The organism is uncultured Limosilactobacillus sp., from assembly GCF_934202235.1.
Classification (GTDB): Bacteria; Bacillota; Bacilli; order Lactobacillales; family Lactobacillaceae; genus Limosilactobacillus.
The window spans coordinates 24,328-36,660 of the sequence record NZ_CAKPXS010000011.1 but is presented as its reverse complement, the minus strand read 5'-3'; the positions used below and the strand labels follow the sequence as shown (position 1 = coordinate 36,660).

11 protein-coding genes, 1 pseudogene and 1 riboswitch are annotated in these 12,333 nt (G+C 48.9%); all 12 genes and pseudogenes read right to left on the bottom strand.

Going from position 1 to position 12,333, the window contains the following annotated elements:
- A partial coding sequence (locus Q0E49_RS03035) for a GTPase (protein WP_295746485.1) occupies nucleotides 1-428 on the bottom strand: 428 nt, incomplete at its 3' end.
- 123 nt (nucleotides 429-551) lie between these two features.
- Nucleotides 552-1,781, bottom strand: coding sequence for a 30S ribosomal protein S1 (gene rpsA / locus Q0E49_RS03030; protein WP_295746484.1), 1,230 nt, complete (start codon nucleotides 1,779-1,781; stop codon nucleotides 552-554).
- An 82-nt stretch (nucleotides 1,782-1,863) separates the two neighbouring features.
- Nucleotides 1,864-2,538, bottom strand: a complete 675-nt coding sequence (gene cmk / locus Q0E49_RS03025; protein ID WP_295746483.1) for a (d)CMP kinase — start codon at nucleotides 2,536-2,538, stop codon at nucleotides 1,864-1,866.
- Between the two features lie 12 nt (nucleotides 2,539-2,550).
- Entirely contained in the window at nucleotides 2,551-3,093 is a 543-nt protein-coding gene (locus Q0E49_RS03020; protein ID WP_295746482.1) for an SAG1386/EF1546 family surface-associated protein, read from the bottom strand.
- A 49-nt stretch (nucleotides 3,094-3,142) separates the two neighbouring features.
- Complete coding sequence (locus Q0E49_RS03015) at nucleotides 3,143-4,615, bottom strand: RecQ family ATP-dependent DNA helicase (RefSeq protein WP_295746481.1); 1,473 nt, start codon at nucleotides 4,613-4,615, stop codon at nucleotides 3,143-3,145.
- Nucleotides 4,608-5,654 (bottom strand): helix-turn-helix domain-containing protein, encoded by a 1,047-nt coding sequence (locus Q0E49_RS03010; protein ID WP_295746480.1) that lies wholly within the window; start codon nucleotides 5,652-5,654, stop codon nucleotides 4,608-4,610. The genes Q0E49_RS03015 and Q0E49_RS03010 overlap by 8 nt, the downstream gene beginning before the upstream one ends.
- A gap of 14 nt (nucleotides 5,655-5,668) precedes the next feature.
- Complete coding sequence (locus Q0E49_RS03005; RefSeq protein WP_295746479.1) at nucleotides 5,669-6,241, bottom strand: ECF transporter S component; 573 nt, start codon at nucleotides 6,239-6,241, stop codon at nucleotides 5,669-5,671.
- A gap of 93 nt (nucleotides 6,242-6,334) precedes the next feature.
- Nucleotides 6,335-6,454: riboswitch (FMN riboswitch) on the bottom strand.
- An 85-nt stretch (nucleotides 6,455-6,539) separates the two neighbouring features.
- A pseudogene (locus Q0E49_RS03000) lies at nucleotides 6,540-6,866 on the bottom strand (AzlD domain-containing protein).
- Nucleotides 6,867-7,074: 208 nt separating this feature from the next.
- A complete protein-coding gene (locus Q0E49_RS02995) occupies nucleotides 7,075-7,551 on the bottom strand; it encodes an AzlC family ABC transporter permease (RefSeq protein ID WP_295746478.1) in 477 nt (158 codons plus the stop codon).
- 353 nt (nucleotides 7,552-7,904) lie between these two features.
- Nucleotides 7,905-8,564, bottom strand: a complete 660-nt coding sequence (gene pgmB, locus Q0E49_RS02990; protein ID WP_295746477.1) for a beta-phosphoglucomutase — start codon at nucleotides 8,562-8,564, stop codon at nucleotides 7,905-7,907.
- A gap of 12 nt (nucleotides 8,565-8,576) precedes the next feature.
- Nucleotides 8,577-10,832 carry a glycoside hydrolase family 65 protein gene (locus Q0E49_RS02985; protein WP_295746476.1) on the bottom strand — a complete coding sequence of 752 codons (2,256 nt, stop codon included), beginning with the start codon at nucleotides 10,830-10,832 and terminating at the stop codon, nucleotides 8,577-8,579.
- A 27-nt stretch (nucleotides 10,833-10,859) separates the two neighbouring features.
- Nucleotides 10,860-12,209: an SLC45 family MFS transporter gene (locus Q0E49_RS02980; RefSeq protein WP_295746475.1), complete on the bottom strand. Its 1,350-nt coding sequence runs from the start codon at nucleotides 12,207-12,209 to the stop codon at nucleotides 10,860-10,862.
- Nucleotides 12,210-12,333: the final 124 nt, after the last annotated feature.

Here is a 12,333-nt window from a genome sequence, read left to right as displayed (position 1 = left end):
GGGTATGGCTCGCCCAATCCAAGTGAGTAAAAGTCATAGGCATCGTTACGCCGTGCAATATTATCAGCCTTGTTAACCGCCAGAACAACTGGCTTGTCCGACCGGTAAAGAATCTTGGCCACCTGCTCGTCGGCAGCGGTAACGCCGGTATCGATGTCCGTCACCATGATAATCACATCAGCTTCATCAATCGCGATTTCTGCCTGCTGACGAATCTGCGTTAGAATCGGCTGGTCAGAAACTTCAATTCCCCCGGTATCGATGAGCGAAAACTCCTTGCCCAGCCACTCGGCATGGGCATAAATCCGGTCACGGGTTACGCCAGGAGTATCTTCAACAATTGAAATCCGTTCACCGGCAATTCGGTTAAAGAGGGTCGATTTACCAACATTGGGCCGACCAACGACCGCAACAACTGGAGCTGTCATCCTGATTCTCCTTTCTATCATGAAATAATCAGCACAATAAAGGGGTGCGGTAACAATCGTCCACCGCACCCCTCTTTAATTTCATTAAATACCCAAAACGGTCAAACCCGCGATGGTACTTAATTACTTGCCAGCCTTCTTCAGTTCATCACCGATCAGGTCACCAAGCGTAAAGCCGTTTTCTTCTTCAGGAGCATCTGCAGCAAAACTGCGACGACGAGGACGACGGTTGCCACCACGACGGTGGTTACCATTATCTTCAGAACCAGCAGGCTTTTCTTGCAGAGCCTTGATTGACAGGCCTAAGCGTTGACGTTCAGGATCAACGTTCAATACCTTAACCTTGACTTCTTCACCTGGAGTCAGCACATCAGCTGGAGTAGCAATGTGCTTATGTGAAATCTGTGAAATGTGAACCAGACCTTCAACACCTGGGAAGACTTCAACGAATGCACCAAAGCTAGTCAGGCGCTTAACAGTACCCGTCAAAACAGAGTCAACTGGTGCCTTTTCTTCGATGTTGTCCCATGGTCCAGGCAGGGTCTGCTTAATAGACAGTGAGATCCGTTCGCGTTCTGGGTCGACGTTCAGAACCTTAACCTTAACCTGTTGACCGCTCTTCAGAACATCTGAAGGCTTGTCAACGTGTTCGTAGGCAATTTCAGAAACATGGCACAGACCGTCAACGCCACCGAGGTCGATAAATGCACCGAAGTTAGTCATCCGAGCAACAGTCCCTTCAACAACGTCACCTGGTGCTAATTCAGCAAAAATCTTCTTGGCAGCTTCTTCGTGTTGAGCCTTGACAATTTCACGGTGTGAAAGAATCAGACGGTTGTCACTTGGTTCAATTTCGATGATCTTGAATTCAAGTTCTTGACCCTTAAATTGGTTCAGATCTTCAACATAGTGATCAGTAATCATTGAGGCCGGAACAAAGCCGCGAACGCCAGCGTTAACAACCAGTCCGCCCTTGACAGCCTGGGTAACCTTGGCAGTAATCGTTTCACCAGCGTCAAACTTAGCCTGCAGTTCATCCCAAACCTTGCGGGCTTCTAAGCGCCGGTGTGACAACAGGTAAGAACCGTTTTCCTTGTCGCTACCGATCTTAGCGATAACAACCAGGTCCAGTTCGTCACCCTTCTTCACTGCTTCGTTGACGTCTTCGACTGGCTTTGAGGACAGTTCCTTTGCCGGAACAACACCTTCAACACCGGCATCTTCAATGCCCACAATTACCTGACGATCATCGTCAATCTGCAGTACTTTACCCTTAACAACATCACCAATCTTGATTTGCTTGATGCTGTCAAGCGCTTTAAGCATTGCGTCTTTGTTTTCGTTTTCAGCCATTAATAAAAATCCTCCTTGCAACACAACTCTGATTGATATTTTAACAGAAAAAGCTGGTCATGACTACAATTTAACTAAATTGTTACCTGCTTTTTTCGATAATCGATAAAATACGTGAAACAACTTCATCAACACTCAACGAAGTAGTATCCAATTCGACCGCATCATCGGCCTTACGCAGGGGTGATACTTTCCGCTGTGAATCCTTCTGATCGCGAAGTTTAATTGCTGCTTCAATGTCAGCCAGCGGTTTGCTATCAAGGCCCTTGGCAATGTTTTCTTTATAGCGACGAGCCGCCCGTTCATGAGCAGACGCAACCAAAAAAATTTTAACCTGCGCATCCGGCAAAACCGTCGTCCCAATATCACGGCCATCCATGACAACCCCACCACGTTTGGCAATTGCCCGCTGCTGAGCTGTCATCGCCTGGCGGACAGCGGGAATTGCAGCGACAGTAGAAACGTTGCTGCTGACCGCTGCCTCCCGAATCGGCTTTGTCACTTCCACGTCATCGACGAAGACACGCTGATCTGGTGTGCCTGGTTGAAAGCTGATCGTAATTTGTGAGGCCAGTTGTGACACTGCTTGCTGGTCAGTTAAGTCCAACTGGCGATCCAGTGCGGCCCATGTTACTGATCGGTACATCGCACCTGTGTCACAATAAACTAAGCCCAGCTTGCTGGCAATAATCTTGGCAACCGTACTTTTACCTGACGATGCGGGCCCGTCAATAGCTACTTGAATTTGCTTCTTCAATCTTTATTCTCCTTACTTCACTCGTAAACGCTGACCCGGATGAAGCTGAGCGTTTGGTGAGATGTTGTTTAAACGTGCCAATTCATCAACGGTCAGTCCATTATTGACGGCAACCCGGTAGATCCCCTGGCCCTGTTCAACCGTTGTATACTTAGCACCAGCCGTGGAATGACTGCTGCTCGTGGTCTTTTCACTACTCAGCTGACCGGAAGCGCGACTGGACTTCGCCGTTGCTTGCTCGCGGTGGCGTTTGCTTTCCCGGTGAGTGGTTGAATGTTTTTTCTTACTCGCCGAATGGCTGCTCTTCGCCGTTTTCTCGGTTCTGACCGGGTGGTTAAACGACTGCTGGTGATTCATCCAGTAAAGAACTGGTGCTGCAGCCAGGACAATAATGACGATCACCAGGATGGTAGTCACCATTGCATTATGCGAATTATGCTTCCGATATTCCGTCCGTGATAGGTGACCATCGCTCCCGAGATTGGGATCCTGGGTAAAGGTTTTATCCCACAGCTTTTCATCTTCCTGGTGCTGATCTTCGCGTTTCTCGCTCATAAGCACCCTCCTCATTTCAAAATACTCTTGAAAATTGTATCGCAATTAATTAGTGGCTGTCCAGGCCACCGCCAGATTTAGCGGCAAAATTGAATAATAATGCTAACTGCTGGCGCCAGTCATTAGCTGGCTGTTGAGGTGATTCGTTCACAGTAATTACCGGCAAGTGAATATGCTGGTACCAAGCAAGTTCATCAAAGCTGCAGCACCAGGTAGGCTTTGGTGTTAGTGGTTCGCCAAAGTGTTCACTAATCATTTGGCGGCGACAGGCATTGACCGTTGCGTAGTCCAGCATCACGGCAACTTGTTTTTTTGCCAGCTGCCAGCGTTGCTCAAACAATTGGCGGATTTGCGTCGGTTGCCAGCCATGGTCGAGGTAAAAAGTCAAGAGTTCGCCAGACTCCCCTAACTCAGCTGTCTTAGCATGGTGGCGCTGGTAGGCCATCATCAGTTCGTTTGACGGTAAGTCAACCTGACTCAGCGCCAGCGGCAGCTGCTCATCCCCCGGTGCATAAAGGAGCACTGCTAGTGCTTGCTGGCCATTTCGTCCTGCCCGGCCAATTTCCTGAACGTACGCTTCCAAGCTTTTGGGGAGGTGGTAGTGAATAACGTATTTGACATCATCCTTATCAATTCCCATCCCAAAAGCACTCGTCGCGCAGATTACCTGGAGTCGATTATCCATAAACTGCTGCTGGATCCGATAACGGTCGACTGAATCGATACCGGCGTGGTAAGGGGCAGCGACAACCCCGGTCTCGTTAGCCAGCCAGTCAGCTAGTTCGGTGGCCAATTTCCGGCTAGACAAATAAATAATTCCGCCAGCACCATAGCGAGTTACTAACCTTTTCAACTCCTGACGTTTCTCATTATCACTAGCAACCTGCTTAACAGCCAGCATAATGTTGGGGCGGTCAACGCTTTGCCTGATCACGCGGACACCCTTTCCCTGAAAGCCAAGGCGGCTAATTATGTCTTTGGCCACGCGCGGAGTTGCTGTCGCGGTAAGCATGAGGGTTAACGGGTTCCCCAGGCTGGCGAGTGTCTGCTTTAACAGCAAGTAGTGGGGACGAAAATCGGGCCCCCATTCCGAAACGCAGTGGGCCTCGTCAATCACCACGAGCCCTAACTGGCACCGCCGTAAAGCAGCCCCGACTCGCGAACTGGTTACCATTTCCGGTGACAAGAAGAGGTAGTGGTATTCCCCTAAGTGGTCAAGCACTGTCTGGCGGGCACGCAAGTCCACTAGTGAGCTAATCACCGCGACCCGCCTTTCACCGTCAAGTCTCAGCCGGTTCAGCTGGTCTTGCATCAGCGAAATTAGCGGTGAAATGACCAGGATCATCCCCGGTTTGACTTTACTAAAAAACTGGTAAATCAGCGTCTTACCCGAACCAGTGGGTAAAATAGCCAGTGCGTGGTGGCCTCCCAGCAGGGTTTGAATCGTTTCCAACTGCCCCGGGCGAAAAGAGTCAAAACCAAATTTCGCCTTCAGTAGGTATTCGAGTTGTTGCTTATCCATCAAGATGCTGGCTCCTCACAATTTGATAAAGACGAAAGGCAAAAAAAGATTCAGCTGGGTCTTCAGTGGCTGCAGAAGCCCAGTGCCATTGGTCAACCGGCCCCGTATAACGCCTAGTAAATTCTTGCCAACGCTGCTTCCCAATCAACTGTCGTGCATCAAGCACCCCGGGCAGCTGAATAGCCGCCGCTAGCAAGTGCTCGCGAATCGTCGTGGCCTTTAAATGACGGCGATCGCTAATTTGCTGGACGTCCATCCCCCCTAAGTAAGCAGTCAACGTTTGCTCTGCGCTGGCACTTAGTGGTGAGCGCCGCAGCAATGGTTTGACGAGCATGGCCAACAACCACTTATCGTGGACATTCAGCTGATTGGCAATTGCTAACCAAACATCGTGCTTCATTAGCGACAGACTATCAGCGCTAACTTGAAGACTTCGTTGCAGCTGTTGGTCGTACATTCCGCTTGTTTGCCAGCCAACTAGTTGTGACACAAATAACTGCGGCCAACGTGAATCAGTCTTTGCTAACGATTCTGCTAACTGGTAACATTCCTCACCCACGGTGGGGACTAGCCTGTCCCGGCAAGCATAAAACCATTGTTTGACGGCTGCCATTTCCGCAGTTGATACGTCTAGCGGCAAATAACGGTGACTCTGGTGGGCAAATTCACTAACCACTTGAATTGCTAACAGCAAGCGTTGTGCAAGCCGGTTGGTGTTGACCAGCCAGGACAAGTGGCCACATTGTGGCAAGTAGTGGTTGCGGCGATACTCAGCGGCGAGCTGCTGGCCAGCCGGTGTCAGTACTACCGTTTGCGCCTGCTGGTCAAGGACGACAATCCCTGTTTTTGCCCACGCTGTGAGTTGGTCATCAAATTTTGTCCGGACAAGCTTTCGCCGGTAGCCGAACCATCCCTGAATCCGGTATTGTTGAGCCCAAAAAAGGGTGGCAACCGTTTGCCGCCCTTTTAAGGTGCCCTCAATCACCCGGTAACGCCGGGGACGGAAGCCAATTAAGTTAATTAAGTAATTTCCCTGCAATTTACTTTCCTGCCTTACTTGAGCCGGCCACTCACTCGCGATGGCAAGTGAACATAAATCAGGTCGGTCACAACCACTATTAATAGTCCCTTCACCAAGTTAAAGGGAACGACGCCAACGACCACTAGTTTGACAATCGGCAGTGTTGGTTGCCATGCCCACAGTTTCATATAAAGTGGTGTCAGCACCCACCAATTAGCCAGCGCCATCAGGACCGTCATCAATAAGACACCCACTAAGGCGCTCAACCAGAAGCGCTTCTGGGAGTGGTGATCCTTCATCAGCCAGCCAAATGGCAGCAATAATGCAACCGTTGCTAAGAGGTCGCTAAACGATCCCAACAGTGTTCCTACTGACAGCCCATTGACGAGGGCATGGAGGACAGCTTTGACCACTGCCACCGCCAGCCCAGTTAACGGTCCGTCAATTAAAGTCGCAATCAGAACAATGACGTTAGAAAAATCCACCTTTAAGTACGGGGCGACGGGAATCACCGGGAACTCAAACAACATTAAAATAAAACTTAACGCACCCAAACAGGCCACAACAGCCAACCGGTGAGTTTTCAACGACGACTTGCTTTTCATCAAAATAACCTCCCTGAGGTTATCTCCAGGTTTGCTAAAAAAGGCGTCCCGAAAAACTTCAGGACGTCAGGTTGATAATCTCAACCAGTATTTAGCAATCTTCTGCATACCAGACTTTACTGTCGGCACCCGGAATTTCACCGGATTCCACCGCGAACGCGGGTTGCGGGCTATACCGCCGGTCGGGAATTTCACCCCGCCTTGAAGATAAACCTATTAAAATTAACCTTACTTTAGCATACTTGACAATCAATCTCAAATGTTTCGCCGTTGATCGCCAACCGCCACCTCCCTGAAATCAGCCAAAGCAATGGAGGAGGACAATGTACGTCCCCGTTCCCGCTAAAATCGATAACGGCATGTTGTTTTTCCAAAGGTGAAGTCCTAGTGTTAACCCTCCAGCAAGAAGTGCAATGATCCCCGTTGTCGGATCCGCGAGTTAAAAGTGCCGATAACAATAGACAACCAGCACCCCCATCAAGGCCGCCGGGAGGAAGCGTCCCAACTGTTCTAAGTACGGCGACATTGAATCTGCCCGGTGAAAGATTAAAAAAGGCAGAAAGCGTGTTGTCATTGTTGCTACTGCAGCAATGACAATCGAAATAATTTGTTGACTAATGGTCATGTTTGACCGCCCCTCCCTTCCAGAAATACCGGCTTGTAAAAATCAGCAATAAGAGGAAGAGTGCTACTAACAAGAATGTATCCGGGCCACAGAGCACGAGACTAATCACCGCGACAATTAGTCCGAGCAAAGCATTTTTCTGCGAAAGAATTGATTTTAACTGCTCGGTAAACAGCACGATAAATAAAGCCGTCATTACAAAGTCCAGTCATTGCACATTTAGTTGAAGCAGGCTGCCAAACAGCCCACCAAAACCCGCGCCGAGAACCCAACTACAATAATTAAAAATGGTGATATAAAAGTAAACATAACTTTGTTTCAACTCTGCAGGAACTTTTAAGGTGGCATTCAAAGAAAAGGACTCGTCACACATTCCATAAATCAAAAAAGGCTTCAGCTTCCCGCTGTTGGAGTATTTCTTCAGCATCGTAATGCCATAAAAAATATGTCGGGAATTAACTAACAGGGTTAAGATGAGCACCGTGAGCGGTTGAAAATGCTGCAATAATAAATTGCCGATAATAAATTCAACAGAACCAGCAAAAATCACCGCAGCCATGCATAGGGGGTACAAAAAGCTGAAACCTAACTTATGCATGTAAACACCATAACTAATACCGAGAAATAAAAAGCCCAACATAATGGGTACAGTCTTTTTGAACGCAAACCGTGCCTCGTTTGACATTGCAATGTCCTCCTCTTAATCATGTTTGACTTATATTTTAGGAAGTGGTTGAGATACATACAAGAACAAAATTGTATGTATTACAATAAACAACCGCGGTGATCTTCAACGCCAATTAATAATTTTGCTCATCATTCCCTTAACTGGACACCAGATAAGCATCAGCTGACACGATCACTTTACAAATCGCAAGCAAGATCTCATGTTATTCGTTTGCAACCGGACCGAAGTCACTTGGTCAAACTGACTGTCAAAAAATGCCCGTAGCGTTCTGGCCAAGCCAGACACTGCGGGCACTTGTTATTGAAATAATGATCTGATGAGGTGAACAAAGGTAGGCATCGTTGCCGAGGTTATTTTAATTCCAGCAACTTGTCCAGGGACACATCGGCTGTGGAAGCAAAGCAAATGTCAGCCCCCTTGAGGCCTGTACCAATGCCGATGGACAATTCACCAGCACCGTTGATCGCTTTAATCCCAGCTTGCGCGTCTTCAACCCCTGCTACCTCTGCTGGCGGCAACTTCAACAGTTCTGCTGCCCGCAAGTAAATTTCCGGGTCCGGCTTACTATGTGACAGCGTGACCGGATCGACAATCCCCACGAAGTAGTCACTTAGCTGCAGGTATTGCAAAACCTTCGGGGCGTTTTTAGAAGCTGACGCCAGCACCATTAGGTAATCTTTTTCCCGTAACTCGTCCAAAAAGTTCTTCATCCCCGGCAAAATATCAGCGGGCGTCAGAGTTTCAACGAGGCGCAGATAGTTATCGTTCTTGGCCGTCGCCAACTGGACCTTTTCTTGCTGACTGTAATCGTTCTCGTGTCCGCCGGCCTTTAAAATCATTTCCAGCGAGTCCATCCGGGAAACGCCCTTGAGTCTGTCTGCCAGCTGTGCTGTCCAGGGTGTACCGACCTGGTCGGCCACCTGGTGCCAGGCTTGGCCATGAAAACGGGCAGTATCAGCAATCACACCATCAAGGTCGAAAGCAAAGCCACGAATCTTTTCAAACTGCATTGTCAGCCCTCCCTATTTCAATTCAAAGCGTTTACCAGCTAAATCGATTGTCAGTGGTTCACCACTAACGAGCTTAATGTGGGTGCCAGCCTGATCAACGCGCACTTCAAGCACCCGTCCCCGGAAGTTTTGGCGGAACTGGTAGGCTTGCCATTTTTTTGGCAAGAACGGTGCATAATGAAGTTGGTCGTTGCGAACCCGCATTCCGGCAAAGCCCTGAACAATATCCAACCAGCTCCCGGTCATCGAAGTAATGTGCAACCCATCAACCGTGTCGTTGTTGTAATTGTCGAGGTCGAGGCGGGCTGACCGTTCGTAAAGTTCGACCGCTTTATCTTCCTTCCCCAGGTCGGCAGCAATAATCGAATAAACGGAACTCGAAAGTGACGACTCATGAACGGTGTATTGCTCATAGAAGTCAAAGTTATGTTCTTTTTGTTCCGGAGTAAAGTCGTCAATAAAGTCCCAGATTCCCTGGATCACGTCACCTTGTTTAATGTACGGTGAACGCAAGATCTTGTCCCAGGACCAGTGCTGGTTAAGTGGTAGTTGGTCTACCGGAATTTCAGACACCGGTTTGAGGTCCTTATCTAAGAAGTCATCATCTTCAACAAAAATGTCACGTTCTGCATCATACGGCAGGTACATGTTATCGACAATTCCTTGCCAGCGATGCTTCTCATCGTCACTGACACCAAGTTGGCTACCAGTCTGATCGTCAACTTCCGTTAAAACTGCCAGCGTGTATTTCAGCGTCCACTGGCAAAGAAGGTTCGTATACCAGTTATTGTTGGCGTTGTTCTCGTATTCATCAGGGCCAGTCACACCGTGGAGCATATAGGCATTCTTCCGCTGCGAGTAGTGAACCCGGTCGGCCCAGAAACGGGAAATTTCGACTAAGACCTTCGCCCCTTCGTGCAGCACGTATGACTTATCACCGGTGTAACGGGTGTAGTTATAAATTGCAAAGGCAATGTCGCCGTTACGGTGAATTTCTTCGAAGGTAATTTCCCATTCGTTATGACATTCAATCCCGTTGAAGGTTACCATCGGGAACAATGCTCCCGCTAAGCCTTGCTGAGCGGCGTTGACGTAGGCACCATCGAGTTGCTGGTAACGGTACTTCAGCAGGTTTTTGGCTACCTCCTGGTCAGCCACCCCGAGATAAACCGGCAAACAGTAAGCTTCGGTATCCCAGTAAGTAGCACCGCCGTACTTCTCACCAGTAAAGCCCTTGGGACTAATGTTGAGGCGGAAATCGTTGCCGTAGTAGGTTGAGAAGAGCTGGAACAGGTTAAAGCGAATTCCCTGTTGAGCGGCGTCGTCGCCTTCAATAATGACGTCCGACTTGGCCCAGCGGTCGGCCCAGGCATTAACATGGGCGGCTAACAAGTCATCAAAGGACTGGGTATCTAGTTTGGCGGCGAGCTGTGCTAAGTGATCAGCAATTGCTGCTTGACTATCAAAGTCCCGTGACGTGGCAACAAGTGACCGTTTTTCAATCACCGTCGACTCACCAGCAACCAGTTTGCCGGCAAACTGGTTGCCAACTAGCTTAGCTGCCTGCTGTTGACCCTGAGCTGGCAAACTAGTTTTTGTCGTCGTCCGCATCCCCACAGTAAACTGCGGGGTCCCAAACGGGTTTGGCTTGGTTTGTGAAAAGAGTTGGGCGTGGTTGGCATCAACCTGGCTGTCCAACACGTTCCAGAACTGTTCATCGTAGTTGGAATCCTGATTATAAACGTCAGCGTCAATTTGACTAGCCACTGCCAGTTTAACCGGTTGGTTGCTGAGGTTCTTGATGGTTAACCGTTGCCCAACCAATTCCTTTTGCACAATCGAAACAAAGCGTTCAAAGCAGAACCGAACACGGGCCTGCCCAATTTCGACGGTAAAGGTCCGGGTAAAGAGCCCTTTTTTCATGTCAAGGTCCAGCAAAAAGTCAGTTGGTTGTTGATGAGCCAGGTCCAGTTGTTCCCCGTTGACTTGAATCGTCATCTTTAAGAAATTAACCGCGTTGATCATCTTGCCAAAGTATTGCGGGTAGCCGTTTTTCCACCAGCCAACACGGGTCTTGTCCGGGAACCAGACCCCGCCGAGGTAAACACCTTCAAGCGTTTCATCACCAGAATAGCCTTCTTCGTAAAAGCCACGCATCCCCAGGTTTTCATTAGCCAGACTGGTCATTGATTCCTGGAGTCGTTTGTCTGCTGGTGCCCATTGGTTTGTTTTAACGTGCCATGGTGAGATATCAAAAGTTCGTTTCATAATAATCGCTCCTTTGCTTGTAATGAGTTAACGGACGTAAGTTTCGTGAATAATAGTGACTGAAATGGCACTCAGGACCATTGCCACCCCGGCAGCCAAAAACATGTGTGCCTGGGAATTACCTAGCGCCGGGAATAAAGCAAAACTCAGCAGTGAGGCCACAATTTGCGGTAAACAGATGGAACCGTTGAACAGGCCGAGGTAAGTCCCCATGTGCTTGCCACTCAGGGCGTTGGTAACAATTGTCAAGGGGTAGGTGTTCATTGCCGCCCAGGCAACCCCCGCTAAGGCGTAGGACAAAATCAACAGGTACTTATCAGTGACGAAGAAGACCGACAAGAAGCCACCAGCACCAATCAGTAAACTACCGGCATAGCCAAGCTTGTGATACTTGTTAGGGACCTTGGCTAAGACGTATGACCAGATAACCGCAGCGATTGACTGCACTGCTGCTAAGACCCCATACCAGTTGCCAGCTGCCTGGTAGCCAGCTGAAGTCACGTTGGTGGTCTGCCAAACGTTCTTCGCGATGGCGCCGACGGAATAAGTCCAGAGGTACTGGAAAGCAAACCAACTGAACAATTGGACAAGTGAGACGGTCCAAAAAGCCTTCGGGGCGTTTTTCAGCAACTTGAACATGTTGCCGCCCTCTTCATTATCCTCTTCGGAAATGCCGTGATACTTTGCATACGTCTGCGGGTCATATTCGTGAACCTCTTTAATCGTAAAGAGGCTAGTGATGACTAACAGGGCCGCCCCGGTATAAAAGGCCACCTTGACTGACATTGGGACAACCCCTTTATGGTCGGTATTGCGGATTCCAAAGTAGGTAAACAGGAACGGTAAGATTGCTGCCAGCACCGCGCCGGTGTTTGACAGGAAGCTTTGAATCCCGTAAGCATAGCTCTTTTGGTTGTCGTTAACCATGTCGCCAACCATCATTTTGAACGGTTGCATTGCTACGTTCGACGACAAGTCCAGCAGTGCGACAGTAATCGCTCCGAACAGTAATGCAGCAAAGGAGCCATAACCGAAGCCCAGGCTCCCCGAATTAGGTAGCAAGAGCATGACAATGACGGCAACGATTGTCCCCAAAATGAGGTAAGGCAGCCGCCGCCCGCCAAGTTTAGGAAGCCAAGTCCGGTCAGAATAGTAACCGACCAGCGGTTGAACAACCAACCCTGCCAGTGGCGGTAAAATGAAAAACCAACCGAGGTTATTCGGGTTGGCCCCGATCGTTTGAAAGATCCGGCTCATTTGGGAACTTTGCAGAGTAAAGGCCGTTTGGACGCCCAGAAAACCGAAATTCATCATCCAAATGAAGCGCCGACTTAGCGCTGGCAACCCGAACGATTGTCCTGTTTTGTTAGTCATCATCCACACTCCTTTGAAAGCGGTTCATTTGATTGACAATAATATAACAAATTATTTTCGTTTGTGCAACCGTTTGCACAAAATTAAATAAAATAAGCTTGCCACCTTCTCAGTAGCAAGCCCTGAT